The 24,569-nt window shown below is 61.6% G+C and carries 26 protein-coding genes and 1 tRNA gene; 14 read left to right on the forward strand and 13 right to left on the reverse strand.

What is annotated here, in order from left to right; translation table 11 throughout:
- Window positions 1–11: 11 nt before the first annotated feature.
- From GQX66_RS00500 to GQX66_RS00540, 9 genes are all read left to right on the forward strand, one after another.
- Window positions 12–821: a MetQ/NlpA family ABC transporter substrate-binding protein gene (locus GQX66_RS00500; RefSeq protein WP_102717411.1), complete on the forward strand. Its 810-nt coding sequence runs from the start codon at window positions 12–14 to the stop codon at window positions 819–821.
- Window positions 818–1,618 (forward strand): ATP-binding cassette domain-containing protein, encoded by an 801-nt coding sequence (locus GQX66_RS00505; protein ID WP_102717412.1) that lies wholly within the window; start codon window positions 818–820, stop codon window positions 1,616–1,618. The genes GQX66_RS00500 and GQX66_RS00505 overlap by 4 nt, the downstream gene beginning before the upstream one ends.
- Entirely contained in the window at window positions 1,615–2,286 is a 672-nt protein-coding gene (locus tag GQX66_RS00510) for a methionine ABC transporter permease (protein WP_074690781.1), read from the forward strand. The genes GQX66_RS00505 and GQX66_RS00510 overlap by 4 nt, the downstream gene beginning before the upstream one ends.
- 8 nt (window positions 2,287–2,294) lie before the next feature.
- Window positions 2,295–3,851 carry a sugar ABC transporter ATP-binding protein gene (locus tag GQX66_RS00515; protein ID WP_240865064.1) on the forward strand — a complete coding sequence of 519 codons (1,557 nt, stop codon included), beginning with the start codon at window positions 2,295–2,297 and terminating at the stop codon, window positions 3,849–3,851.
- A complete protein-coding gene (locus GQX66_RS00520) occupies window positions 3,844–4,869 on the forward strand; it encodes an ABC transporter permease (RefSeq protein WP_240865066.1) in 1,026 nt (341 codons plus the stop codon). Before GQX66_RS00515 ends, GQX66_RS00520 begins: the two co-directional genes overlap by 8 nt.
- 31 nt (window positions 4,870–4,900) lie before the next feature.
- Window positions 4,901–5,956: a substrate-binding domain-containing protein gene (locus GQX66_RS00525; RefSeq protein ID WP_240865068.1), complete on the forward strand. Its 1,056-nt coding sequence runs from the start codon at window positions 4,901–4,903 to the stop codon at window positions 5,954–5,956.
- A 9-nt stretch (window positions 5,957–5,965) separates the two neighbouring features.
- On the forward strand, window positions 5,966–6,631 hold the full coding sequence (locus tag GQX66_RS00530) for a sulfite oxidase-like oxidoreductase (protein ID WP_240865069.1): 666 nt from the start codon (window positions 5,966–5,968) through the stop codon (window positions 6,629–6,631).
- Window positions 6,632–7,017: 386 nt separating this feature from the next.
- On the forward strand, window positions 7,018–9,405 hold the full coding sequence (locus GQX66_RS00535) for a TonB-dependent receptor (protein WP_207985929.1): 2,388 nt from the start codon (window positions 7,018–7,020) through the stop codon (window positions 9,403–9,405).
- Between the two features lie 42 nt (window positions 9,406–9,447).
- Window positions 9,448–10,845, forward strand: a complete 1,398-nt coding sequence (locus GQX66_RS00540; protein ID WP_240865071.1) for an APC family permease — start codon at window positions 9,448–9,450, stop codon at window positions 10,843–10,845.
- Window positions 10,846–10,976: 131 nt separating this feature from the next.
- Here the strand turns inward: GQX66_RS00540 and GQX66_RS00545 are convergent, their stop codons facing one another.
- Window positions 10,977–11,438, reverse strand: coding sequence for a DUF3574 domain-containing protein (locus tag GQX66_RS00545; RefSeq protein WP_240865073.1), 462 nt, complete (start codon window positions 11,436–11,438; stop codon window positions 10,977–10,979).
- A 390-nt stretch (window positions 11,439–11,828) separates the two neighbouring features.
- On the opposite strand from GQX66_RS00545, the gene GQX66_RS00550 reads away from it, so the two are divergent.
- On the forward strand, window positions 11,829–12,338 hold the full coding sequence (locus GQX66_RS00550; RefSeq protein ID WP_007955499.1) for a hypothetical protein: 510 nt from the start codon (window positions 11,829–11,831) through the stop codon (window positions 12,336–12,338).
- Window positions 12,339–12,403: 65 nt separating this feature from the next.
- Here the strand turns inward: GQX66_RS00550 and GQX66_RS00555 are convergent, their stop codons facing one another.
- The 6 genes from GQX66_RS00555 to GQX66_RS00580 form a co-directional block, all read right to left on the reverse strand.
- Entirely contained in the window at window positions 12,404–12,994 is a 591-nt protein-coding gene (locus tag GQX66_RS00555; protein ID WP_162130482.1) for an XRE family transcriptional regulator, read from the reverse strand.
- Window positions 12,995–13,047: 53 nt separating this feature from the next.
- On the reverse strand, window positions 13,048–13,209 hold the full coding sequence (locus GQX66_RS00560) for a hypothetical protein (protein ID WP_166673434.1): 162 nt from the start codon (window positions 13,207–13,209) through the stop codon (window positions 13,048–13,050).
- Window positions 13,210–13,321: 112 nt separating this feature from the next.
- The gene (locus tag GQX66_RS00565) at window positions 13,322–14,206 is read right to left on the reverse strand and encodes a LysR family transcriptional regulator (protein WP_085747482.1); all 885 of its coding nucleotides are present in this window, start codon (window positions 14,204–14,206) and stop codon (window positions 13,322–13,324) included.
- 104 nt (window positions 14,207–14,310) lie between these two features.
- Window positions 14,311–15,498 carry an MFS transporter gene (locus tag GQX66_RS00570; RefSeq protein WP_085747481.1) on the reverse strand — a complete coding sequence of 396 codons (1,188 nt, stop codon included), beginning with the start codon at window positions 15,496–15,498 and terminating at the stop codon, window positions 14,311–14,313.
- A 153-nt stretch (window positions 15,499–15,651) separates the two neighbouring features.
- The gene (locus GQX66_RS00575; protein ID WP_240865076.1) at window positions 15,652–16,683 is read right to left on the reverse strand and encodes an NAD(P)-dependent alcohol dehydrogenase; all 1,032 of its coding nucleotides are present in this window, start codon (window positions 16,681–16,683) and stop codon (window positions 15,652–15,654) included.
- A 51-nt stretch (window positions 16,684–16,734) separates the two neighbouring features.
- Window positions 16,735–16,980: a hypothetical protein gene (locus tag GQX66_RS00580; RefSeq protein ID WP_085655376.1), complete on the reverse strand. Its 246-nt coding sequence runs from the start codon at window positions 16,978–16,980 to the stop codon at window positions 16,735–16,737.
- A 163-nt stretch (window positions 16,981–17,143) separates the two neighbouring features.
- Here GQX66_RS00580 and GQX66_RS00585 point away from each other — a divergent pair, with 163 nt between their 5' ends.
- The 3 genes from GQX66_RS00585 to GQX66_RS00595 all read left to right on the forward strand — a co-directional run bounded on the left by GQX66_RS00585 (window position 17,144) and on the right by GQX66_RS00595 (window position 18,763).
- The gene (locus GQX66_RS00585) at window positions 17,144–17,791 is read left to right on the forward strand and encodes an ATPase (protein ID WP_085747479.1); all 648 of its coding nucleotides are present in this window, start codon (window positions 17,144–17,146) and stop codon (window positions 17,789–17,791) included.
- Window positions 17,792–17,876: 85 nt separating this feature from the next.
- Window positions 17,877–18,218 carry a hypothetical protein gene (locus tag GQX66_RS00590; RefSeq protein ID WP_085747478.1) on the forward strand — a complete coding sequence of 114 codons (342 nt, stop codon included), beginning with the start codon at window positions 17,877–17,879 and terminating at the stop codon, window positions 18,216–18,218.
- 152 nt (window positions 18,219–18,370) lie between these two features.
- Complete coding sequence (locus GQX66_RS00595; RefSeq protein WP_240865423.1) at window positions 18,371–18,763, forward strand: DUF1801 domain-containing protein; 393 nt, start codon at window positions 18,371–18,373, stop codon at window positions 18,761–18,763.
- 50 nt (window positions 18,764–18,813) lie between these two features.
- Here the strand turns inward: GQX66_RS00595 and GQX66_RS00600 are convergent.
- From GQX66_RS00600 to GQX66_RS00610, 3 genes are all read right to left on the reverse strand, one after another.
- Window positions 18,814–18,888: transfer RNA gene (locus GQX66_RS00600), tRNA-Gln, on the reverse strand.
- A gap of 230 nt (window positions 18,889–19,118) precedes the next feature.
- Window positions 19,119–19,325, reverse strand: coding sequence for a hypothetical protein (locus tag GQX66_RS00605; protein WP_007955480.1), 207 nt, complete (start codon window positions 19,323–19,325; stop codon window positions 19,119–19,121).
- Window positions 19,326–19,463: 138 nt separating this feature from the next.
- Complete coding sequence (locus GQX66_RS00610; protein WP_240865083.1) at window positions 19,464–20,801, reverse strand: 2-hydroxycarboxylate transporter family protein; 1,338 nt, start codon at window positions 20,799–20,801, stop codon at window positions 19,464–19,466.
- Window positions 20,802–20,932: 131 nt separating this feature from the next.
- On the opposite strand from GQX66_RS00610, the gene GQX66_RS00615 reads away from it, so the two are divergent.
- Entirely contained in the window at window positions 20,933–21,850 is a 918-nt protein-coding gene (locus GQX66_RS00615) for a LysR substrate-binding domain-containing protein (protein ID WP_039773187.1), read from the forward strand.
- A 38-nt stretch (window positions 21,851–21,888) separates the two neighbouring features.
- On the opposite strand, the gene leuD is transcribed toward GQX66_RS00615, so the two are convergent.
- The 3 genes from leuD to GQX66_RS00630 all read right to left on the reverse strand — a co-directional run bounded on the left by leuD (window position 21,889) and on the right by GQX66_RS00630 (window position 24,461).
- A complete protein-coding gene (leuD, locus tag GQX66_RS00620; protein ID WP_085747473.1) occupies window positions 21,889–22,497 on the reverse strand; it encodes a 3-isopropylmalate dehydratase small subunit in 609 nt (202 codons plus the stop codon).
- Between the two features lie 3 nt (window positions 22,498–22,500).
- On the reverse strand, window positions 22,501–23,922 hold the full coding sequence (gene leuC, locus GQX66_RS00625) for a 3-isopropylmalate dehydratase large subunit (RefSeq protein WP_102686721.1): 1,422 nt from the start codon (window positions 23,920–23,922) through the stop codon (window positions 22,501–22,503).
- A gap of 122 nt (window positions 23,923–24,044) precedes the next feature.
- Entirely contained in the window at window positions 24,045–24,461 is a 417-nt protein-coding gene (locus tag GQX66_RS00630; RefSeq protein WP_240865085.1) for a RidA family protein, read from the reverse strand.
- Window positions 24,462–24,569 lie beyond the last annotated feature (108 nt).

Here is a 24,569-nt window from a genome sequence, read left to right on the forward strand (position 1 = left end):
GGACTCTTCCCATGTTGAAAAAAGCAGGTTTGACCCTGGCCGTCCTCGGCGCGCTGGTGACTTCGTTCAGTGCTCGAGCGCTGGAACCATTGCGCGTTGCCGCCGACCCGGTGCCCCATGCGCAGATTCTGGCGTACATCCAGAAGCTCGATCCGCAGCTCAACCTCAAGGTGATCGAAATCCCGCAGGGCGTGAACTCCAACGAGCTGCTGGTGCACGGCGATGTGGACGCCAACTACTTTCAGCATCTGCCGTACCTGCAATCCCAGGAAAAAGCCCTCGGCGAAAAACTCGCAGTGGCGGCCACGGTGCACATCGAACCGCTGGGGATTTATTCCCATCGCCACAAAACCTTCGCCCAGGTGCCGGACAAAGGCACGGTCGCCGTGCCGAACAACGTCACCAACCTGAGCCGTGCGCTGTACCTGTTGCAGGACAACGGCCTGATCAAGCTCAAAGCCGGCTTCAATGACCCGGCGGCCGATCAGGCGACGCCCAAGGACATCGCCGAAAACCCTAAACACCTGAAGATCCTCGAAATCGAATCGCCGCAACTGCCCCGTGCGCTGGATGACGTGGACCTGGCGGTAATCAACGGCAACTACGCGCTGGAAGCCGGGCTGGTGCCGGCCAAGGATGCGCTGGGGCTGGAGAAGGCCGAGCACAACCCCTACGCCAACATTCTGGTGACCACGCCGAAACTGGAAAACGATCCGCGCATCCAGCAATTGGCTAAGGACCTGACCTCGCCGCAAGTCGCCAAATATATCGCCGAGAACTTCAAGGGCTCGGTGATCCCGGTGGCGGATGCCAAGCCATGATCGTCGTCGAGCAGTTGAGCAAGACCTATCCGTCAGCGTCGACCCCGGCGCTGGATCAGGTGTCGCTGAGCATTCCCGATGGCGCGATCTACGGGATTCTCGGGCGCAGCGGCGCGGGTAAATCGACGCTGCTGCGTTGCCTCAATCTGCTCGAACGCCCGGATGCCGGGCGGATTCTGCTGGACGGCGAAGACCTCACGGCGCTATCCGACCGTGAGTTGCGCCGCCAGCGTCAGCGCATCGGCATGATCTTTCAGGGCTTCAACCTGCTGCATTCGCGCAACGTGTTCGACAACGTCGCGGTGCCGCTGGAAATCGCCAAGGTTACCAAGCCACAGCGTCATGAGCGGGTTCGCGAGCTGCTGGATCTGGTGGGCCTGGGCGACAAGGCCGAAGCCTTTCCATCGCAACTGTCCGGCGGGCAGAAGCAGCGGGTGGGCATCGCTCGGGCCTTGGCGGCGCGCCCGGCGTATCTGCTTTCGGACGAAGCCACCAGCGCCCTCGACCCGGAAACCACCGCGTCGATTCTGGAGCTGTTGCGCGACATCAACCGCCAGCTCGGTTTGACCATCGTGCTGATCACCCACGAGCTGGACGTGGTCAAGTCGATCTGCGATCACGCCGCGTCCATGGCCAATGGAAAACTGGTGGAGGCGGGGCCGGTGGCCCGATTGCTCGCCGATCCGCAGTCCGCCCTCGGTGCTTCACTGCGCCCCAGTTGCGGCTTGCCGCTGGGGCATGACGCGCCCGGTTTGAGTTTTCTGCGGCAATACGGCGTACGGGCGGCCCACTCATGAACCGCGTGATCGACTGGAATGAAATCCTGCAACTGGTGCTCAACGCCACTGGCGAAACCCTGTACATGGTGCTGCTCGCCGGGCTGTTCACGTTACTGATCGGTTTGCCGCTGGGGGTGTTGCTGTTCATCAGCCGCCGTCAGGGTCTGTACCCGTTGCCGAGGCTCAATCAGGCCTTGGGCGCGGTGATCAACCTCGGTCGTTCGCTGCCGTTCGTGGTGATGCTGATTGCCCTGATCCCGCTGACCCGGCTGGTGGTCGGCACCACGCTGGGCAGCACCGCCGCCGTGGTGCCGATTACCATCGGCGCCTTTCCGTTTTTTGCGCGGATCGTCGAGAACGCTTTGGACGAAGTCGAAAAGGGCCGGATCGAAGCGATCCTCGCCATGGGCGGTGACATCCGCCACGTGATTTTCAAAGTGTTGTTGCCCGAAGCGCTGCCGGCCTTGCTGGCGGGCATCACCCTGACGCTGGTGATGCTGATCGGTTTTTCTTCCATGGCCGGGGTCATCGGCGGTGGCGGACTGGGCGATCTGGCGATCCGCTACGGCTATCAACGGTTCAACAATGAAGTGATGGTCGCCACCGTCGTGGTGTTGGTCATCCTCGTCCAGGGCGTGCAAAGCCTGGGCGATCGACTGGTGCGTTCGCTGGCTCATCGACGTTAAGGAATTTTATGGGTGCGCCTGTCGCCGTGGTCTCCGAACCACTGATTCGTGTACGTGAACTGAGCAAGACCTTTGGCTCGAACCGGGCGCTGGACCGGGTCAACCTGGATATTTTTCCCGCCGAAGTGGTGGCGCTGCTCGGCGCCAACGGTGCGGGCAAATCGACGCTGGTGAAGATCCTCGCCGGCAGCCAGCCCCATGAGGGTGGCGAGATCCGGATCGATGGCCAGCCCCGGCATTTCAGTTCGCCGCTGTCGGCGCGCCGCTTCGGCATCGTCGCGGTTCATCAGCAGATCAACGAGGGCATCGCGCCCGGATTGAGCGTGGCGGAAAACCTGTTGCTCGATGAACTGTGCCGCCCCGACGCCGACTTCTGGCTCAATCGCAAACGTCTGCTGGAGCGCGCCGCGAGTATCGCCGCCGGGCTCGGTCTGGTGCTGCCGCTGGAGCAACCGATCGAACACCTCGGCCAGGCCGAGCGGCAACTGGTGGTGCTGGCCCGCGCCTTCGCCCTGCAACCGAGATTGCTGATTCTCGACGAGCCCACGGCGGCCCTGTCGGATGCCGAAGCGCAGCGCCTGTTCGGGCTGATCGACACCTTGCGCAGTCGTGGTGTGGCGATTCTGTACATCTCCCATCGGCTGTCCGATCTGCAACGGGTGGCCGACCGCGCCGTGGTGTTGCGTGACGGGCAACTGGCGGGTGAGTTCAGTGCCAAGCAACTGCCCGAAGCGTTGGAAGCGATGCTTGGTCAGGCGCTGAAAGCTCACGTCTACGTTCCGCGAGCGGCGGGGCGTGAAGTGCTGAAACTGCGCGACATAAAAGTCCTGCCGCGCACCCGTGCCTTTGATTTGTCCTTGCACGAAAACGAAGTGGTGGTGCTGACCGGATTGCTTGGCGCCGGCAAAAGCGAGATCGCCGAAGTGCTGTTCGGGCTGCGCAAACCGGTGTCCGGCTCATTGCAACTGGACGGCGCTGACTGGCAGCCGGGCTCGCCACGGCAGGCGATCCAGAGTGGTGTGTTCTTCGCCGCCGAGGATCGCGCCAGCCAATCGTTGGTGCCGGATTTTTCATTGCGTCGAACCCTGACCTTGCCGTTCCTCGAACGATTCACCCGTGGCGGTTTCATCCGCAACCGTGCCGAAGCTGCAGCGGTCGAGGCGCAAGTCTCGGCGTTGGGGATCAAGACCGCCGGCATCGATGTGCCGATGAGCGCGTTGTCCGGCGGCAATCAGCAGAAAGTCGTGCTCGGTCGCTGGCTGCTTGGCGAGGGCCGGGTGCTGATCCTCGACGAGCCATTTCAGGGTGTCGACGTGCGTGCCCGACGCGAGATCGGCCAGTTGCTGCGCGACAGCGCTGCTGGTCGCGCCACGCTGGTGATCTGCTCGGACGTCGATGAAGCGCTGGAGATCGCCGACCGGATCCTTCTGGTGCGCGATCACTCGGTGGTGGCCGAGTACCCGCGTGCCGGGCTGGATCGCGCCACCCTGGTCGCTGCGCTGGCCGGCAGCGATCCGCAAAATTCTATTGTTCACGCCGCGCCAAGGAGTAGAGCGAGTGCCTGATTCGAGTTCCCTGTTGTCATCCGCCCCGGCCACGTCCGAGCGCTTCGTGCAAGCGCTGATCCGCTACGGCCTGCTGTGGGTGCTGGCGTTGATCGTGGTGTTTTTCAGTGTCGCGGAACCGGCGTTTCTGCGGGTCGGCAATCTGTTCAGCATTCTGCAGTCAGTGTCGATTGTCGCGCTGCTGGCGTTGGGCGTGACGCTGACCATGGCCGTGGGCGGGCTGGATCTGTCCATCGGCGCGGTGGCGGCCATGAGCCTGATGATCGCCAGTTACGTGATGGTGGTGCTCGGTTGGGGCGCGGTGCCGGCGGTGCTGATCAGCCTGGCGGGTGGCGCACTGGTCGGGCTGCTCAACGGCTGGCTGATCGTGAAGATGCGCGTGCCGGACATTCTCGCCACGCTCGGCAGCATGTTCCTGGTGATCGGCGTGCAACTGATTCCCACGGGCGGGCGCTCGATTGCGGTGGGCATGACCCTGCCCAATGGCGACGAAGCAGAAGGCTCGTTCAGTGCGGTGTTTCTGGCGTTGGGCCGAGGACGGCTTTGGGACGTCGTACCGGTTCCGGTGTTGATCACGGCGGTGGTCGCGGTGGCGGTGTGGCTGTTTCTCGAACGCACGCGCATCGGCCGGTTGTTCTATGCGATTGGCGGCAACGAGCAGGCGGCGCGTCTGGCCGGTGCGCCGGTGCAGCGCTTCAAGTTGCTGGCTTACGTGCTCTCGGCGCTGTTGGCATCGCTGGGCGGGTTGTTGTTGGCGGCGCGGTTGGGGCGCGGGGATGTCAGCTCCGGCAACGGGCTGGTGCTCGATGCGCTGGGCGCGGCGCTGATCGGTTTTGCGGTGCTCGGGGCGAAGAAGCCCAACGCGTTCGGCACGCTGGTCGGCGCGTTGCTGGTGGCTTCGCTGCTCAACGGCCTGACCATGCTCAACGCGCCGTATTACGCGCAGGATTTCGTCAAGGGACTGGTGCTGGTGCTGGCCCTGATGTTCACCTTCGGCCTCGCGCATCGGGCGCGCTGAGCCGTTTTATCGATGCTTCAAGGAAAGATCCATGCACGGTTCAATCAAGCAGTTCGCACGTCATTGCCTCGCCGGGGCGTTGCTCTCGGCGCTGGCGCTCAATGCGCAGGCCAAGGCTTTGCCCGGCGCGCCGGCGCCGTTCGATAAAGGTCAGGTACAGATCGCGCTGGTCGGCTATCTGTTCTCTGGGGATTTCCCTGAAGCCTATCTGCGCGGCGTCGAGAAACAGACCGAAGCGCTGGGCGCCAACCTGCGGGTGTTCGACGCGCGGCAACAGGCGGCGAGCCAGGGCGAGATGATCGATCAGGCCGCCGACCTCGGTGTCGACGGGATCATCGTGCAACTGGGGTTGGCGGAAACCCTCAAAGGGCCGATTGATCGGGCGCTCGCCAAAGGCATCAAGGTCGTCGCGTTCGACGTCGACCTGAACACGCCGCAAGTGACTCAGGTCGAGCAGGACCACCACGCGCTGGCGCGGCTGGCACTCGATCAAGCGGTGAAGGACAACGGCACCCGCTTCGACGCCGGGTACGTTTACATCAGTGGCTTCACGCCGATGGAGCGCCGCGACGAGATCTGGAGCCAGGTCAAGGCGAGCAATCCGGGGATCGTCGAGAAGGCGCGTTTCGGCACGCTCATTCCGCCGATTGCCAACTCGGTGGCCGATCAGGCCAGCGCCGTGTTGCGGGCCAATCCGGGGATCAGCGTGATCTTCGCGCCGTTCGACGAGTTCGCCAAAGGCGCGAAGATCGCCGTCGATGAGGCGGGTCTGAGCCGCAAGGTGAAGATCTACAGCGCCGACATTTCCACTGCCGACATCCAGATCATGAAAGAACCGGACAGCGCCTGGGCCGCCACCGCTGCGGTCAATCCGCAAGTGGCCGGGGCGATCAGCGTGCGCAGTCTAGCGATGCTGATTGCCGGGGAAAATCCGGGGCACAAGGTGCTGGTGCCGCCGACCCTGATCACCCGTCAGCAACTGCTGGATCTGGACGTGAAAAACGTACGGGACCTGGGGCAGAAACTGCCGGCCTTCGGTGACACCGCCAATGTCGCGCGGGCACCGTGGATTCCCGTGGCGAACTGAGGAGCCGACATGCACGACAAGGCTGCGCGCCTGCGCAAGAGCCGTTCGCCGAAAGCCGATGTGGCGCTGGGTGAACGGCTGCCACCGGGGCAGGTGCTGACGGAGCGTTTTCCGATCCTGCACGAAGGTGAGGTGCCGGCCTATGACCTGGCGACGTGGTCGCTGCGCCTGTTTGGCAGCTTGGCCAACCCGGTCGAGCTGACCTACGCCGATCTGCAAGCGCTGCCGCAACGCTCGTTGCAATGCGACATTCATTGCGTGACACGCTGGTCGAAATTCGACACCCGCTGGAGCGGCGCGCACCTGCAAGATCTGTTGCAGGCCCTGGACATCCGGCCGACGTCGTCCTTCGTCATGGCCCACGCCGATCACGATTACCAGACCAACCTGCATCTCGATGACCTGCTGCACCCGGACAGCCTGCTGGCCACCCATTACGACGGTCAGCCGCTGACCGCGCAGCATGGCTGGCCGCTGCGGCTGGTGGTGGCGGGGCGGTACTTCTGGAAGAGCGCGAAATGGCTGCGCGGGCTCGAATTCACCGATCAGGAACAACCGGGCTTCTGGGAGCGCAACGGCTTTCATTTGCACGCCGATCCGTTCATTGAGCAGCGCTTCAGCGGCGATGCGCTGGACATTGCTGAAGATGCCTGGCGGGAAAAGGACTTCGACTGACGGCATCTAACTTCGCACCGAAAAAACACTGATTAATAACGCTCTCTACAACAACGTGGATTGCGTTTTTGTGCGTGATTAGTTGTTGGTTAGTTGGGTGTTCATGTTGTTGCGCAAACACAAGTGTTGCTCAGGCAACACTCCGTTCGTCGGGCATAACCTAAGCGTTATTGGTTCTTTTGCGGCGTGCGACCGCTCATCTAGGATCGGTAAACAGGGGGTTCTACTAACTTTGGGGTTCTTGCGCTCTAACAGCCGATAGTTGCTCAACACACTTGGCTGCCTTTCTGAATATCAAAACTACAGCAGAAATTGCCGTGCACCGATGCCGACACTTCATGATTCGGCAGCGGCCGGTTATTAACTGCGATTCAAGGAGCTGTCGCATGATTCACCGTTCGCGTTCATTACTCGCCATCGCTGTTGTCAGTGCAATCTGGCAACTTCCTGCGCAAGCCGAAGAGACTTCCGCGCGCGTCGACGATGACACACGGCTGGGTACCGTGCTGGTCACCGGCACCCGGGGCACCGCTCGCACGGTGCTGGATTCGCCGGTGCCGGTGGATGTGCTGACCGCCGAGGACCTGAAGACCGCCGGCGCCAGTGGCGGCGAGCTGGGCCAGGCGTTGCAGACGCTGTTGCCGTCGTTCAGTTTTCCGCGCCAGTCCAACTCCGGTGGCGCCGACCACGTGCGCGCCGCGCAGCTTCGCGGCATGAGCCCGGATCAGGTGCTGGTGCTGGTCAACGGCAAGCGCCGTCACACCTCGGCGGTGGTCAACGACTCGTCGAAAATCGGTCGCGGCACGGCGCCGGTGGACTTCAACTCGATCCCGATCAGCGCGATCAAACGCATCGAAGTGCTGCGCGACGGCGCGGGCGCGCAGTACGGCTCGGACGCGATTGCCGGGGTGATCAACATCATCCTCGACGATGCCCCCGAAGGCGGCGAAGTGTCCACCAGCTACGGCGCCTACCATACCCATCAGGACGCGATCGGCAAAACCACCACCGACGGCCAGAACAGCGTGACCACCGCCAAGATCGGCACGCGGCTGGGCGAGGAGGGCGGCTTCATTCGCGGCGGTACCGAGTACAAGGATCGCAACCCGACCAACCGCGCCGGCTACGACGGTTTTGCCGACACCCCGGGCCAGCGCAACTACGTGATGGGCGACGGCGTGGCGCGGGACGTCAACGCCTGGTTCAACGGCGAATTGCCGCTGGCCGGCGGCAAGGCCTACAGCTTCGGCACCTACAACGAACGCCACACCACGGGCGCCGAGTTCTATCGCTACCCGTCCGAGCAGCCGCAGTTCTACCCTAACGGCTACTTGCCGCAATCGCTGGGCGACAACACCGACATCTCCGCTACCGCCGGCTACAAGGGCCTGATCGGCGACGACTGGGATTTCGACAGCAGCGTCACCCACGGTCGCAACCGCTTTGAATCGGCGACCCGTCGCACCCTCAACGTCAGTCTCGGCGCGGACTCGCCGACCCGCTTCGACACTGGCGACTATGAGTTGCGCCAGACCACCACCAACCTCGATTTCAGCCGCGAATTGCGCCTCGGTGGCCGCTCGTTCGTGCTGGCGGTGGGCGGTGAATATCGCTACGAAAACTACCTGACCTTTGCCGGAGACGAAGCCTCTTACATCGGTTCCGGGGCCGATGGCGCCAACGGCCTGCGCCCGAGTGAAGAGTCGGATCTGGATCGCAATGTGTTCGGCACCTACGCCGAATTGTCCGGTGATCTCACCGACCGCTTCTTCGTCGACGCCGCCACGCGCTGGGAACATTACGACGACGCCGGGAGCAAACTCACCGGCAAGCTCAGCGGTCGCTACAAGCTGACCGATCAATGGGCGTTGCGCGGTGCGGTGTCGAACAACTTCCGCGCGCCATCGCTGGCCCAAAGCGGCTTCCAGAACACCACCAGCAACTTCGGCGACGGCGGCACGCTCACCGATATCCGCGTGCTGTCGGTCAACGATCCGATTGCCCGTGCCCTGGGCGCGGAAAAACTCGATCCGGAAACCTCGAAGAACTTCAGCCTCGGCCTGACGTTCCAGTTGAACGAACGCTTCGATGCGTCGCTCGACGTGTTCCGCATCGACGTCAAAGACCGCATCACCCTGTCGCAGCGAATCGGCAGCGACGCGCTGGAAAGCTACATCAACGACAACTTCGGCGTGGCGGGCGTGCACGATGTCAACTTCTTCACCAACGCCGCCGACACCAGCACCGACGGCGCCGAACTGGTGCTCAACTACCATCAGCCGTTCTACGACGGGCAACTGGGGCTGACCACCGCGTACACCTACAACCACACCAAGGTCACCAGCACCAAGGGCACGCCGTCGCAGCTGACCGCCTTAGGGATCGGCAATGACGCGCTGGTCGGCGTCGAGGAACGCAACACCCTGACCGACGCCGCGCCCAAGGATCGCTTCGTGTTTTCCGCCAACTGGACCAGCGAACACTGGGGCCTGCTCGGGCGTCTGACTCGCCAGGGCGAGACCACTCGGGTGTTCGATTTCGGCGACTCGCAGCCTGAGCAAACCTACGGCGCGGTATGGCAACTGGACGCCGAGGTGACCTACAAATTCACCCCGAAATTCAGCATCGCCCTGGGTGGCAACAACCTGACCGACAATTACCCGGAACGCTCCGGCTCGGCCATCAACTACGGCGGTAACCTGCCGTACGACGTGCTCTCGCCGATCGGCACCAACGGCGCGTATTACTACGCCACCGCCACCTACGGCTTCTGAGTCTTTTCCGCCATGGATGGCGGATCATCAGCGGGAACCTTCATGACTCAATCCAATGGCCCCAAGCGGCACCTGCCGGTGTTCCAGGCATTGCTGATCACGCTGGGCATGGTCATCACCACCGACATTCTCAAAACCGCGCCGACCGTTGCCTTGAACGTCGGGCCGGAACATTTCTATTGGGTCTGGGTGCTCGGCGCACTGGCGTCAATGGCCGGGGCCTTGTGCTTTGCCGAGATGGCCACCGCGTTCCCGCATCCGGGCGGTGACTATCATTTCCTGCGCACCGCTTACGGCGAGCGTATGGGTTTCCTGTTTGCCTGGTCGCGGTTCTCGGTGATGCACACCGGGTGGATCGCGTTGTCGGCGTTCATGTTTGCCGACTACTTCAATGCCGTCGTGCCGTTGGGACATTACGGGTCTGGGGTGTTTGCCGGCGCGATCATTGGCGCGTTGGTGCTGTTGAATCTGACGGGCAAGCACATTGGTTTTATTACTCAGACGGTGCTGGTCGGGCTGCTTGCTCTCGGGTTCCTGAGCATTGCCAGCGCCGGAGTCTGGCTGGCGTGGCAAGGGATCGAACCCGCGCTGCCCAGCGATCCGGTCGTGCCCGAACACACCGGCGCGGCAGGGTTTTCTGCGGCGATGATCTTCGTGTTTCTGGCCTTCGGCGGCTGGAGCGATGCAGCGACATTGTCCGCCGAAGTGCGCGACGGTCGACGCGGGATCTTCATCGCCATGCTCGGTGCGCTGACAGTGCTGATGACGATCTATCTGGCACTGAACTGGGCGTTCGTCCAGGGGCTGGGATTCGAAGGCCTGGCAGCGAGCAATGCACCGGCGGTGGAATTGTTGAACCGCGCCTTCGGTGCTCCGGGCGTGCTGCTGATCCTGCTGATGGTTGGCATCGCGGCCATCGCCACTATCAACTCAACCTTGCTGGTCGGCGCCCGCACGACCTACGCCGCCGCCCGCGATGTGCCGCAACTGCGACGATTTGGCGAATGGGACGAGCGTGACGGTGTACCGCGCAAGGCGTTGCTGGCGGAGGGGGCGGTGGCGTTGGTGTTGGTGGTGTTTGGCAGTTTTACCCAGAGCGGTTTCAACACCATGGTTGAGTATCTGACGCCGGTGTACTGGCTGTTTCTGAGTTTGAGCAGTCTCGCGTTGATCATTCTGCGCAGGCGCTTTCCCGAGGTGCCCCGGCCGGTTAGGGTGCCGCTTTATCCGGTTTTGCCGCTGTTGTTCTTCGGGCTATGCGTGTACATGCTGTATTCCAGCGTGACGGTGGTTGGTTTCGGCGCTTTTCTGGGGATTGTGGTGTTGCTGGTGGGGGCTCTGCTTTTGGCAGTGGTGGGGCGACTGACGCCAGGCCCTCACCCCAGCCCTCCCGAAACGTCGGACCGCCCGGAGGGAGAGGGGGCCGACCGGGTTGTCTGACGCTATCCATCGACCTGAAACACTGAGTCGATTATGGATTCAGAAGGGCAGGTTCAGGTCGGCGTAGTTCTGAAGCATCCCACGGTCAGTTCCCTCTCCCTCCGGGAGAGGGCTAGGGTGAGGGCAGGCGATCAGAAGGACACCGCGGCGGGCTGCGACAACCGCAACACCGATAAATCCCCCGTAATCCGCTTGTACGCCAAACGAATCGCCTCGATGTCACTCTCACGTTTCGCGCTGCTTTCGTGCAGGATCACAATCACCTTGGTCGCCAGCCGCTCGGGCACTTTCGCGTCGTGGTCCTTCCACTGCCCATACGCATCGAACACGCTGAACCCGTCCGGGAACCGCGTCGTCACTTCCTGATCGAGAAACTCGCGCCAGCGCGCAGGGCTCACCACACCTTCCTGGCCTTCCAGCGGCCCCACCGAGAAGTACAACTCGGTGCGCACCCATTGCGCCTGCGCGGGTCGTGTGGCATCGCCTTGCAGGGTCGAACTGGCGGGATCCTTGGTATGCACGGAAACCGGAGGAGAGCTGGCACATCCGGTGACTGCCAGGAACAGTGCTGCCAGTAGTAAACGTTGCGGCATGGAACTTCCTTATTGTTAAGAACTGTCCCGAATTATAGAGGGGAGGGTTAATAGCAATAAAAGATTGAAAAGTGGATCGTTGCTGAACTAATGGAATAAGCAAACACAGTGAAAATAATGCCCGCTGGTTAGAACGATTATTTCTTTAAGTTATTTACTTGGTGTTGGATCGCATATCCATGACATTTAAAAACCTGCTCCCGCATTTGCCGGATCTGTCATGGCGTCTACTCTGCTGCTGCAACGGTTCAAGTCGCATGGAACGCGGCACTTGAAGCGTTTGAACAGCAGTTTTTGCTGCTCGATGGACAGCTTGTTGCGTATTTCCCAATCCTTAGAATCCGCTCCATCAACTTCTCATCCAGTTCTTAATCCTCAGGGAGCTACACCATGATGAACGCCATGCAGATGCAAATGCCGATGAACGCCAACATGCCGATGATGCCGATGACGGGCATGCCGATGATGATGGCGACCATGAGCTGCGACATGATGGACGACGGCATGATGTGCAAGATGATGCCGGCCGCTGGCATGGACATGGCCATGTTCAAGAACAGCGCTGAAATGATGCAGATGATGATGGACTGCGGCATGCCGATGATGATGCATTGCGGCAACATGAGCATGATGTGCATGTCTCCGGCGGCCATGGCCATGCCGATGATGAACATGATGATGCCAATGCCGATGATGGGCATGCCGATGCCATCGATGAAGTGCGTGATGGAATGCACCATGATGGCCGACTGCATGATGTGCAAAATCATGCCGATGCCGGGCATGAACATGGACATGATGAAGAACTGCTGCGCCCTGATGATGAAAATGATGAACGACTGCAGCATGCCGATGATGATGAGCTGCAACGGCATGCCGATGATGTGCTGCACCTGCTGATTTGCGGCAACGCATGAAAAAGCCCGACCGGGAAATTCCCGGTCGGGCTTTTTGTTGTCTGTCAGTCAGTCCAGGCGTTCGGGGTAGGTCACCACCAGGTACGCCACGGCTTCGCTGTCGGCGGGGTTGCGGTATCGATGGGGCTGGTCGGCGTAAAACAGAATCGAGTCGCCCGTCGACAGCAGATAGCGCTCGTCGTTGACGCTGATCTCCAGCACGCCCTGAGCCACCACCAGGTTTTCCTGCACGCCCGGGCCATGACCCTCGGATTGATCTTCGCCCAGCGGGCTCAGGCGCAGTTCGTAGAATTCCGACTGGCGCGCCACATCAAAGGGAAACAGCGCGCGGCTGACAAAGGCACCGCTGGCGCTGACCAGCCGCTTGCTCTGGCTCGCCGACAACACGGCCACGCCTTCAAACGCGCGATGTTCGAGAAACGCCGCCACCGACACCTTCAAACCCTTGGCGATTTTGCACAGCACCTTGATCGACGGCACGCTGCGCCCGGATTCGATCTGCGCCAGCATCGCCCGGCTCACGCCACACTGGCGGGCGAGGGCATCGAGCGACAGATGCCGCTTGCCGCGCAGACGTTGCAGGTTCTGCGCGACACGTTCACAGATCGGGTCTTCTTCCAGGGAATCGAGGTTGTTCAGGTCCACCACAGGTTCATCGGCGCTCGCCAGAAAGCGCGAGGGTTCACGGGCGTTCACGCTTGACGCGTCTCGCCGGAACGAGCGGCCTGCACCCACTGGTAAGCCTGATAACCGGCATTGCGCGCATACATTTCCCACATCAGCCGGGCCTGTTGCTGGGCGTGACGGCGTTTGCGGTAGACGGCGAAGTCGATCAGGTTGTCAGTCGGTTTCATGGCGCACTTCACTGTGTTCAATGACGGGATGAGGTGAGAGTACGCCGAGACTTTTATAACGATAAATACTGATTTTTTATTTGTTAATTCTTTCTGGTTATTTGCTGGTTTGTCACATCGGGGAGAATGCATTCAACAGAAAGTCCCGCACATACACCCGGCTCGGACTCTGCAACGCGCTCTTGCGCCACACCAGGTACAGCACGTTGACCGGCGCTTCAGCCGGTACGGTCGGGGAAATCAGGCGGCCATCGGCAATCGCATCGGCACATTGATAATCCGGCAGGACCGTCCAGCCGTGGCCACCGATGGCGAGGTCTTTGATGATCCGCAGATCCGGAATGGTCAGCGACGCTTGCAGTTGCGGGGCGATCTGGAACATCGACGACCACAGCGGGCGCACCAGGGCGAGGTCTTCGTCGAAGGCAATCAACGGCACCTGGGTCAGTTGCTCCTGAGTCGGGTGTTGGCCCAAGCGATCCAGCAGGCTCGGCGCGTAGACCAGCAGCATGCGTTCGGTCAGCAGATGGGCGAACCCATGGGTCTGTTCGTCGGGCAGGGAAGCGGTGATTGCGAAATCGATCTGTTTTGATTCGAGCATTTCGTAGATGCGCTTTTTCGTGCCGGTGTGAAAACGCAGCAGGAATCCTTCATCCATCAACGGTGCGAGGCGGGCGGCGACTTGCGAGTGAATGAAATCCGAAGGGCCGACCAGATGAATCGTGCCGCCCTTGAGCAGGCCGGGGCGCAGCGAGGCGATCTTGTTTTCCAGACCGTCCAGGTAAGGCGCGACCGAGCGGGCCAGCTCATCGGCGGCTTCGGTCGGCTCGACACCTCGTGGCAGTCGATGGAACAGCGGTTTGCCCACCAGCGCTTCCACAGCCTGGACGTGCATCGAAGCCGCCGGCTGGGTGATGCCCAGATGCTCGGCAGCTTTGGAAAACGACCTGGCGCGGTAGGCTTCGAGGAAGGTTCGCAGGTGCGTGAGATGGCTCATGGGTTGGCGATGTCCGGGGGCTGAATCTGGTTTTTACCATGGCGGGCGGCAGGCGTGCTCGCCTCGGGAAAACGCCGTTGCAGCGTTTCCCGAAGCAAGGTTCGTCAGGCGTTGTCAGCCGGACGATAACGCGGCGCGGAGCTCGCGGACATCTGCCCGAGAATCAGCAGCAGGCCCAGTGCCGAAACCACGGCGCCGGTGAGGCCGACATAGCTCAGGCCTATCTGGCTGATTGTCACGCCACCGGCCACCGAACCGAGGGCAATGCCGGAGTTGAACCCGGCAATGTTCAGGCCGGCAGCGACGCCGTGGGCGTGAGGCGCATGCTGTTCGGCAATCCCGATCAGTCTCGCCTGCAAGGCCGGTACGGCCGCGAAGCTGAACATTCCGAGCAACGCCACCAGCACACCCATCAACACCGACGATCCGGAAAACGCCCACATGCCCGCGGTGACCAGCGCAATGCCGGCAATCAGCGTGGCGCTCGCGCGGTCGACGCCCCAGGCGTCGGTGAGTTTGCCGCCGAGCACGTTGCCGATCGCAGCCATCACGCCGTACAGCAACATGAACACGCCGACGGTGGCGGCGGTGGTGCCGGTGACATCCGTCAGCACCGGAGCGATGTAGGTGTAGGCCACAAACGAGCCGGCGTAACCGAGCACCGTGACCAGCGCACCGGCCAGCAGCTTGCGATTGAACAATGCCTTGAGACTGTCGAGGGCCGAACCGCTGTCGGCGGCGGTCGGCAGTGGATCGCGCATGCCGAACAGCAAGCCGAAAAAGCCGATCGCACCGAACAGCGCAATGGCGGCCAACACCAGACGCCACGACATCACGCCGCCCAGATAGGTGCTGATCGGCACGCCGATGGCCATGGCCAGCGTAAAACCACCAAACACCACGGCGACCGCGCTGCCTGCTCGGCCGGGACCCGCCAGGCGCGCGGCGGTGCTCGACGCCACGGCGAGGAACAAACCGTGGCCCATACCGGCGATAAAACGGGCGATCAGCATCAGCGTCAGGGTGCTGGAAAACGCCGCCGCCAGACTGCCGGCGCTGAACACCAATGCGGTGGCGAGCATTACGTTCTTGCGTGACCAACTGGCAGTCAGTGCGCTGAAGATCGGTGCGGCAACGGTAGCGCCCAAGGCATAGGCAGTGATGGTCGCGCCGGTGGCCTCGACGTTAACGCCGAGACTTTGCGCCATGACCTCGGTCAGGCCGATCGGCACGAATTCAGCGAGCCCGAGGGCGAAGGCGCTGAGGGTGAAGATGTAAATGACAAATGGCATGGGAGCCTCTCGCAAGTGGACGATGGCGAGAGGCTAGGGATTGCGTATCTATAAATGAAATTCTGTTTTTGGTGTGCAGGTATAAAAATATTGATGGGTCTTCAGCAAGCGCAAAAAAAGGCGCGTGAGTTTTTGACTCACGCGCCTTTGGGTTCATTTGCTGGCGTTCAACACAATCCGGTACCGCGCCTTGCCGCTGCGCAGATGATCAACCGCTTCATTGACCTTGCTCATCGGAAATTCCTCAACCTGCGGCAGGATCTGATGCCGCGCGCAGAACTCCAGCATGGTCGCCGCCGTGGCAGGCGAGCCGACCGGGGAGGCTGACAGGGATTTCTGTTGCGGGATCAGGTTGAACACGTGCACCGGAATCGCGTCGGGCACGATGCCGACGAAGTGCAGCCGGCCCTTGCCGCGCAGGGTGGCGAGCATGGCCGTCCAGTCGAGGTTGGCGTTGGCGGTGATCAGCAGAAAGTCCAGGGTGCCGGCAATCGCTTTCAGCGCTTCGCTGTCGGTGGATGCGACGACTTTGTGGGCGCCCAGGCGTTTGGCTTCGTCCTGTTTGCTCAGGGAGGAGGTGAAGGCCGTGACTTCGCAACCCCAGGCATTGAGAAAGCGCAGCGCCAGGTGACCGAGCCCGCCGATGCCCACCACGCCGACCCGGTCGGTCGGCTTGATGTCGAATTCCACCAGCGGATTGAAGACCGTGGAGCCGGCGCAGAACAGCGGGCCGGCGAGGGCCGGGTCGAGGTTGTCCGGGAGTTTCAGCGCCCACGCCCAGTGAGTGCGCAGCCGATCGGCGAATCCGCCATGGCTGCCGATGATCGTCGGTTTGGCGGTGGCGCAAAGGTGATGGGAGCCACCGATGCAGGACGAGCAATGCATGCAGCTGCCCTTGTACCAGCCGATCCCCACGCGCTGGCCGACTTCCAGACCGCGTACCTGCGGGCCTGTGCGCACGATGCGGCCGACCACTTCGTGACCGGGAATGAACGGGTATTGGCTGATGCCCCAGTCGTTGTCGATCAGCGACTGGTCGGAGTGACAGACGCCGCAGTACTCCACGGCGACTTCGACTTCTTCATCCCCCAGCGGGCCGGGGTCGTAACTGAAGCGCTCCAGCGGCGCGCCGGCCGAGGTGGCGGCCCAGCCGGTGAATGTCGTGGGTTCGGTGTTATTGCTCATGGGACACCTCCAGGTCTGGCGCTGCGGGCGCAGCCTGAAGAGTCTAGCGTGTCATCGAGCGGGCGCTAGCCAGGTGTTCAGCACGCGCCGGTCGAGCTCTTCCCAATCCGCCATGCCCAGCACTCGGGTGGTATTGAGGCCGCGCAGATAACCGCGCAACTGATTGGCCACGGCCCGCACCGACTCTGAATCGTTCGCTGACTGGCCCAGCACGGTTTCGTATTCGACCAGGTATTCGGCCACCCGGTCGCGGAATTCGGGCAGGACGGCATCGCGGATCAGATCAAAGGTTCGCACGGGTAATCCTCATCTGTTTTCGTTGTGATTGAGTGTGCAGCAGTCTGCACGCCGCGCAACTATTGGTTCAAGTAATAGTGACCATCAAGAAACGCAAGTTCTGCTTTGGCGCCGATGGGCGGAAAATCGCCTCCATCGAACACGCTGCTGAAGGAATTGCGCGATGAAGACTTTGACCCGACTGGCTGTAGTCGCCCTGCTGATGGGCGGGGTGGCCGCCACCGTAGCCCCGGCTTACGCAGACGACGCCAAATCGTGCCATTTTCTGCCCGTCGCCGGCAGCAGCGCCGCGCTGCAGCACTCGCAAACCGTCGGTGTGCTGTACAGCGAAAACACCCTGGACAACCTGCAATACCTCGAGCGTTACCACGATGTGGCGGTGAACGGTGCCAAGGATGCGCTCGATGCGCGGATCCGTGACGCCTTCGTCGACAGCTCCGATCCGGAACTGGCCATCGACTGGCTGATGAGTTCGCTGCAACAACAGTTTCTCTCGGTGACCGTCTACGACAGCCTCGATGCGCTGGTGCAGGCTCATCCGGACGTGGTGGTGATGCTCGACACTCACAACCGTCTGCTGACCCAACGCAACAGTCAGGTCGAAGCGCGGTTCGCCGCACGCTTCTACGACGCCAACCTGCAATACATCGGCAAGGCCGAAGGCGCGGTGGAGAAGCAACTGCCGTCAGTGTGGGTACACAACAAGGCAGCGCCCGAAATCGCTGCCGGGATCGAACAGCAGCGCGACCTGCAACTGAGTGCCTTGAAGCAGTTCGATGACTCGCTCAAAGCCTTGGTAAGTGCAGGCTGAACACCTAAAGCAAAACGGCAACGGCAGTGCCCGTGACACTGAACGTTGCCGAAGAACCGAACTTTTTATTTTCAGGATTTTATCCATGCGTGCCTTTTTTATCCCTGCCATGGCTTCTGCCAGTTTGTTGCTGACCGCCTGCGCTTCTGCGCCAAACGACCCGACGCTGACCCTGCAGACGCACAAGACGCCCGCCCAGTACGCCGAATGCGTGGTGCCGAAACTGCAGGGCAGTGCGCTGAACCCGACGGTTTCGCAGACCCAGCGCAGCTACCGGATCGTGGTGCCGAGCAAGGTGGCGGCGGACAACGTCCTGGAAGCCTACAAGGCACAGGACGGCGGCAAGGTGTTTTTATATGAGCGCCACTTGCTGGCGTCGAGTTTCCTGCCGTCGAGTTTTGAACGGGCTGCCCAGGAGTGCCTGTAACGCCTGACGGTTAACGCTTTTGACGATGCTCCTTTGGTTGGCCGCAACCAACCAATTCTTTGCCCCGCACCTTGCGGGGCTTTTTTTGCCCGGCGTTTGGCGCAGTCGGCGCTACGCTGGATAGCGGAAAAGGTTTTCGGGAGAACAAGGATATGAAGAAGGACTGCAGCGGCGCGGCGACTGAGAATCCCTCTGCGCTGATCGATGCAAGAATCAAGGAACTGAATGACTGGCGTGGCCAGAAGCTGGCCGAGATCCGCGCGATCATTCATGAGGCTGACCCGGAGGTCGTCGAGGAGTGGAAGTGGCGCGGCGTTCCGGTCTGGTCACACAACGGCATCATCTGCACCGGGGAAACCTACAAGGCGGTGGTGAAAATGACTTTTGCCAAAGGCGCGGCGATGGAGGATCCGTCAGGACTGTTCAATGCCAGTCTGGAAGGCAATACCCGGCGGGCGATAGATGTTCACGAAGACGACACGATCAATGCCAAGGCTCTGAAAGCGCTGGTGCGTTCGGCGATTACGTTGAATTCAAAGAACTGATTTGCCGTTGAGGCGGAGGTGACGCGGAGGAGGGTGAAACGAGGAAAAAATGGCAGGGGCGGCTGGATTCGAACCAACGCATGGCAGGATCAAAACCTGCTGCCTTACCGCTTGGCGACGCCCCTGTAGCTATTGGTTTCAGTCCCGGGAGGACCTCTGCAACAGTGGGCGGCACTTTACCAGCGCTCTTGCGATCTGTGAACCCCTGAAGCCAATAAATTTCAGGCAAAACAGCTACTTATTTCCCGGACGGTATCGCCGGTCAGGTTTTTCGGGCTTTTCAGCGATCGTCATGAAAACCGGCGCGACTGCTGTAGCCCGAAAACCTGGCAAAGACCTGCGTTTGACGAACCGATCAATTACCGTCCGCAACCTTGCGTTCGATTTCGTCGACCTTGCGTTGCAACTCCTCAGCGTCCTGCTCCTTGGTGCGGGTCGACGAGGGCGTGATGACCTCATCCACGCCGCGCGTGTCGTCGTCCGGGTCTTCAAGATCGCGTTTCACCACATTGACCGGTTTGCCGGACGTATCGGTAGGTGGGGCTTTACTGTCGTTGTTCATGGCGCTGACCTCCGTTGGCTTAAACGTTGGATGCAGCGCTTTGGCGCGAGTTCTAGTTTTTTAGCGGCAACCGTGCGGAAAACTGCGGAGCCGGGTTGATGAACCGCCGGAAGCTCACCGGCAACAAGCCGATTTTGTTCAGGCAACGAACCCCAGCAACAGCGTCGCCAGGATCACCGTCGAAGCGCCGCCGATACGGGTAGAGATCTGGGCAAAGGGCATCAGTGACATCCGGTTCGACGCCGACAGGATCGCGACGTCGCCGGTGCCGCCCAGGCCGCTGTGGCAGCAGGTCACGATGGCCGATTCGATGGGGTACATCTTCATCAGGTTGCCAATGAAAAAACCGGCGACGGTCATCGACACCACCACGCTGAGGCACACCAGCACATAGCCGATCGAAAACACCTTCACCACGCTGTCGAGCGGCACATACAACATTCCAAGGCCAATCATCACCGGCCAGATGAAGGCGGCGGAAACCAGTTTGTAGAAAGACTGCGCGCCTTTTTCCAGTTTCTCCGGCAGCACACGCACGTATTTGAACAGCACCGCCGCGAGAATCATCATCACCGGCCCCGGAATCCCGACGACCTTTTCCAGCAGGCCACCGAGGACGAAGAACGCACAGATGACCAGCACGCCAGCGCCCATGAGTCGCAGGTCGATGGCGGTGGCGGACTCATCCTTGACCTTGAATTTATCGTTTTCGGCTTTCGCCCGGATCAGCGCCCCTTCACCGTTGATGGCCGGGCGTTTCAGCGCCAGCCGTGCCAGGTAACCCGCGCAGATGATCGCTGCAATGTTGCCGACAACGGCCGCCGGAACCAGCTGCGCGACGTAGATGTCCGGCGTGCCGCCGAGGATCGCCGAGTAGGCCAGCGACAGCGGCAGGATGCCTTCGCCGATGCCGCCGCCGATGATCGGCACGATGATGAAAAAGAACGTGTGGTAGACGCTATAGCCGGCAAGCTTGCCGACGATCAGCCCGCTCGCGACGGCGGCCAGGGTGCCGGCCAGCAAGGGGATGAACATGCGGATCATGCCCTGGACCAGAATGAACCGGCTCATGCCGAGGATGCTGCCGACCACCAGACTGGCGATCACGAAGTACAGGAAGTTGGCTTCCTTCATCAGCATTTTGGTCGCGTCGATCGTCGGCGCGCCGAAGAAGCCGTAGAACACCAGCACCGACGGCAACATCAGGCACAGAATCGCGCCGCCACCGATTTCCCGCAGGATCGGCAGACGCGAGCCCATCTGGCCGAAGAACACGCCCATGGTCATGATCACGGCCAGTCCGCCGATCATGTTCTTCGGCAGAAAACCGAGGTGGGCCGACAGAAACACGATCACGGCGATGCCGAGGAAGATCGGCAGCGGAATCACGCCGATCTCGTAGGCACGCAGGCGCTGGATGAAGCCGCCGGCGTGTGGGCCGTCGACGTTCAGGGATTGCTCAAGGGAGTCGCTCATGACGCATGTCCTCATGTTTGTTTTTATCGAGGATTGACGGGAAACCACGGTGCACCGGGCTCGGGTGGCGAGGCGGTGATTCGATGGTATCCTTCGCAAAATGCGTGATAAACAGCGGAAGCATGCGGCCTATGAACACGAATCGTGACCAATTTCCCTTGCCCGAAGACCTCAAGGTGTTCCTCACCGTCATCCGCAAGAACAGCTTTGCCAGCGCCGCCGACGAGTTGGGCTTTTCACCGGCCTACGTCAGCAAGCGCATCTCGGTGCTGGAAACCACGCTGGCCACCAAGCTGCTGCACCGCACGACCCGGCGCATCGCGCTGACTGACGATGGCGAGCGGGTGCGGATCTGGGCCGAGAAACTGCTGGGGGATTTCGATCAGTTTCTCGGCGAGATTTCCCAGGCCCGGCACCAGCCGGCGGGATCGCTGCACATTTGCAGCAGCTTCGGTTTCGGTCGCAATCATGTGGCGCCGGCGATCAGTCAGTTGTCGCGGGCGTGTCCGAAACTCGATATCCGGCTTGATGTATTCGACCGGGTGGTCGATCTGGTGGGCGAGGGCTTCGACCTGGAGATCCTCGTCGGCGATGACCTGCCGGGCCAGCATCTGGCGCGCAAACTGGTGAGCAACCGGCGCGTGCTGTGCGCCACGCCGGAATACCTCGAACGCCGAGGCACGCCGCAGTCTCTTGAAGACCTGAAAGACCACGATTGTCTGGTGCTCAAGGAACGCAACAACGCATTCGGCATCTGGACCCTGAGCAAGGACGGGCAAGAGGAGACGGTGCGAGTGAATGGCCCGTTGTCCTCCAACAGCGGCGAGATCGTGCTGGAGTGGGCCTTGAGCGGCGGCGGAATCCTGTTGCGCTCGATGTGGGACGTCAAACCGATGCTTGAGCAGGGCAGGCTGGTGCAGGTGCTGGACGGCTACACCCAGAGCGCCAACGTCTGGGCGGTCTATCCGACCCGGCTCAGCGAGTCGGCGAAATTGCGGGTGTGCGTGGAGTTTCTGGAAGAGTACTTCCGCGATTTGTCTGTGGAATGAAAACGGGCGGTTCAATGAACCGCCCGTTTTTTTTGCCATCAACCCAGCCAGGGATTGTCCGCCAGATGCCGCGCTTCAAAGGCGCGGATCTGCTCGGTGCGTTGCAGCGTGGTGCCGATGGCATCCAGCCCCAGCAGCAGCGACTGTTTGCGCAACTGATCGATCTCGAACTCGATCTGCGTGCCGTCTGCCAGCTCGAGGGTCTGCTGCGCCAGGTTCACGCTGATCCGCGCGGTTTCCGGGACGCTGATCGCCTCGGCCACGCGCTTGAATTGCGCGTCATCCAGTTGAATCGCCAGCACGCCATTACGCTGGCAGTTGTCGTAGAAAATCCCGGCGAACGTGGTGCCGATCAAGGCCCGGATCCCCACTTGCTTCAAGCCCCACACCGCGTGTTCGCGGCTGGAACCGCAGCCGAAGTTCGGGCCGGTCACCAGAAACGCCGCGTCCTGCCAGGCCGGCTGATTGAGCACGAATTCAGGGTTGGGTTCGCCGGACGCGAGAAAGCGCAGATCGAAGAACAGCCCGCGATCCAGCCCCTGACGATCGATGCCCTTGAGAAACTGCTTGGGCATGATCACGTCGGTGTCGATGTTGGATGCAAGAAACGGCGCGGCGCTGCCGCTGACGGTGTCGAAAGGTTGCATGGTTCAAGCCTCCAGCGCGACGGTGCGCACGTCAGTCAAATGGCCGCTGATGGCCGCCGCTGCGACCATCGCCGGGCTCATCAGGTGGGTGCGCGCACCGGCGCCCTGACGGCCTTCGAAGTTGCGATTGGTGCTCGACGCACAGCGATCGCCCGGTGCGAGCACGTCGTCGTTCATCGCCAGGCACATCGAGCAACCCGATTGCCGCCACTCGAAACCGGCGTCGAGAAAAATCTGTGCCAGGCCTTCGTCCTCGGCCTGATTGCGCACCAACGTCGAGCCGGGAACGATCATCGCCCGCACATGGGCCGCCACACGCTTGCCGCGCACCACGCGGGCAACGTCGCGCAAATCTTCGATCCGCGCATTAGTGCAGGAACCGATGAAGGCATGGCTGATCGTCACTTCGTTTAGCGGCATGCCGGGTGTCAGGCCCATGTAGTCGAGGGCGCGCTGCAGGCCCTGACGCAGGATCGGATCGGGCTGGGCGGCCGGGTCCGGCACGTGCCCTTTGATCGGCGCGGCCTGATCGGGGCTGGTGCCCCAGGTCACCATCGGCTCCAGCGCGGCGACATCGAGGATGACTTCGCGATCGAACACCGCGCCCTCGTCGCTGTGCAGGGTTTTCCAGCGCTCGATTGCCTGCTCCCAGACCTTGCCCTTGGGCGCACGCGGCTTGCGTTGCAGGTAAGCGAACACCTTGTCGTCCGGCGCCATGAACGCACCCCGGGCGCCGGCCTCGACGGCCATGTTGCAGATGGTCATGCGCGCCTCGACGCTGAGGGCGCTGATGGCCGGGCCGGCGAACTCGATGGCGTAACCGGTGGCGCCGGAAGCGCCGATCTTCTCGATCAGCGCCATGATGATGTCCTTGGAGGTGACGCCTGCGCCGAGCTCACCGTTGACCGTCACCCGCAGGGTTTTCAGACGTTTGTAGACCAGCGTCTGGGTTGCCAGCAGGTGCTCGATTTCCGAAGTGCCGATGCCGAAACCGAACGCGCCCAGTGCGCCGTAAGTGGTGGTGTGGCTGTCACCGGCCGCCACCACCATGCCCGGCAAAATGAAACCCTGTTCCGGCGCCACGACGTGTTCGATACCTTGGCGCTTGTCCAGCACATCGAACAGCTCGATGCCGAAGTCGCGGCAGTTTTCTTCGAAGTACGACACCTGACGCGCGCCCCCGGCGTCAGGCATGGTCGCGATGCGTTTCGGTGCGGTGGGGTTCACATGATCGACCACCGCCAGCGTCGCCGCAGGCCGCCACACCGTGCGCCCGGCCTCGCGCAGGCCGCTGAAGGCTTGCGGGCTGGTGTATTCGTTGGCGACCTGGCGGTCGATGTAAAGCAGCACGTGGCCCTGATCGTCGAGGGTGCAGACGGTGTGACTGTCGATGTGCTTCTGGTACAGCGTTCTCGGGCTGGGCATGGCTTGCGCTCTTTTCTGTCCGGGGCAAAAACAACATGAGGACAGAATATTGATCGCAGAAATGGCATCAAGAGCGCTTCGGTGAAGCCGTTGAACACGGATTGTGAGCAATTGCCGCAAGCCTACGCCCGTGTCTCCTCCGGCAACCTGGCAATCACCTTGATCTCGAACTGAAACCCATACAGCCACGTCACGCCGACTGCGGTAATCGTCGGATGCGGCGCCTCGCCCCAGAACTCCGGCACTACTTCCCAGATGGTTTCGAAGGTCGATTGCGGGTCGACCATGAACACCGTCACGTCCACCACGTCATCGAAACTGGCGCCGGCCGCGCCGAGAATGGCATTGAGGTTGGTGAAAGCCAGTCGCACCTGTTGTTTCAGATCCGGCTCCGGCGAGCCGTCCTCAAGGCTGCCGACCTGGCCTGAGACAAACAGAAAGCCGTTGGAACGAACCGCCGGGGAATAACGGTTGCGCTCGTAAAGTGCATGGCGTCCGGGCGGGAAAACCACGTCGCGTTTTGGTTGGGCACGGGTCATGGGGTGTCTCCTTCAATGGGTTGAAAACCGGTGATGGAGCAACTCTAGGGACTTGCCTCGGCGCGATAAACGCGCAACCTTGGCGATCACTGTTTGCAAATCCCGAAC

This window comes from Pseudomonas sp. B707 (assembly GCF_022496685.1).
In the GTDB taxonomy this organism is placed as follows: domain Bacteria; phylum Pseudomonadota; class Gammaproteobacteria; order Pseudomonadales; family Pseudomonadaceae; genus Aquipseudomonas; species Aquipseudomonas paraglycinae.

Bases quoted from the DNA above. Each gene is read 5' to 3' on its own strand.
- GQX66_RS00500 (WP_102717411.1), top strand. From the start codon at position 12: ATGTTGAAAAAAGCAGGTTTGACCCTGGCCGTCCTCGGCGCGCTGGTG.
- GQX66_RS00505 (WP_102717412.1), top strand. From the start codon at position 818: ATGATCGTCGTCGAGCAGTTGAGCAAGACCTATCCGTCAGCGTCGACC.
- GQX66_RS00510 (WP_074690781.1), top strand. From the start codon at position 1,615: ATGAACCGCGTGATCGACTGGAATGAAATCCTGCAACTGGTGCTCAAC.
- GQX66_RS00515 (WP_240865064.1), top strand. From the start codon at position 2,295: ATGGGTGCGCCTGTCGCCGTGGTCTCCGAACCACTGATTCGTGTACGT.
- GQX66_RS00525 (WP_240865068.1), top strand. From the start codon at position 4,901: ATGCACGGTTCAATCAAGCAGTTCGCACGTCATTGCCTCGCCGGGGCG.
- GQX66_RS00530 (WP_240865069.1), top strand. From the start codon at position 5,966: ATGCACGACAAGGCTGCGCGCCTGCGCAAGAGCCGTTCGCCGAAAGCC.
- GQX66_RS00535 (WP_207985929.1), top strand. From the start codon at position 7,018: ATGATTCACCGTTCGCGTTCATTACTCGCCATCGCTGTTGTCAGTGCA.
- GQX66_RS00540 (WP_240865071.1), top strand. From the start codon at position 9,448: ATGACTCAATCCAATGGCCCCAAGCGGCACCTGCCGGTGTTCCAGGCA.
- GQX66_RS00545 (WP_240865073.1), bottom strand. From the start codon at position 11,438: ATGCCGCAACGTTTACTACTGGCAGCACTGTTCCTGGCAGTCACCGGA.
- GQX66_RS00550 (WP_007955499.1), top strand. From the start codon at position 11,829: ATGATGAACGCCATGCAGATGCAAATGCCGATGAACGCCAACATGCCG.
- GQX66_RS00560 (WP_166673434.1), bottom strand. From the start codon at position 13,209: ATGAAACCGACTGACAACCTGATCGACTTCGCCGTCTACCGCAAACGC.
- GQX66_RS00565 (WP_085747482.1), bottom strand. From the start codon at position 14,206: ATGAGCCATCTCACGCACCTGCGAACCTTCCTCGAAGCCTACCGCGCC.
- GQX66_RS00570 (WP_085747481.1), bottom strand. From the start codon at position 15,498: ATGCCATTTGTCATTTACATCTTCACCCTCAGCGCCTTCGCCCTCGGG.
- GQX66_RS00575 (WP_240865076.1), bottom strand. From the start codon at position 16,683: ATGAGCAATAACACCGAACCCACGACATTCACCGGCTGGGCCGCCACC.
- GQX66_RS00585 (WP_085747479.1), top strand. From the start codon at position 17,144: ATGAAGACTTTGACCCGACTGGCTGTAGTCGCCCTGCTGATGGGCGGG.
- GQX66_RS00590 (WP_085747478.1), top strand. From the start codon at position 17,877: ATGCGTGCCTTTTTTATCCCTGCCATGGCTTCTGCCAGTTTGTTGCTG.
- GQX66_RS00595 (WP_240865423.1), top strand. From the start codon at position 18,371: ATGAAGAAGGACTGCAGCGGCGCGGCGACTGAGAATCCCTCTGCGCTG.
- GQX66_RS00605 (WP_007955480.1), bottom strand. From the start codon at position 19,325: ATGAACAACGACAGTAAAGCCCCACCTACCGATACGTCCGGCAAACCG.
- GQX66_RS00610 (WP_240865083.1), bottom strand. From the start codon at position 20,801: ATGAGCGACTCCCTTGAGCAATCCCTGAACGTCGACGGCCCACACGCC.
- GQX66_RS00615 (WP_039773187.1), top strand. From the start codon at position 20,933: ATGAACACGAATCGTGACCAATTTCCCTTGCCCGAAGACCTCAAGGTG.
- leuD (WP_085747473.1), bottom strand. From the start codon at position 22,497: ATGCAACCTTTCGACACCGTCAGCGGCAGCGCCGCGCCGTTTCTTGCA.
- leuC (WP_102686721.1), bottom strand. From the start codon at position 23,922: ATGCCCAGCCCGAGAACGCTGTACCAGAAGCACATCGACAGTCACACC.
- GQX66_RS00630 (WP_240865085.1), bottom strand. From the start codon at position 24,461: ATGACCCGTGCCCAACCAAAACGCGACGTGGTTTTCCCGCCCGGACGC.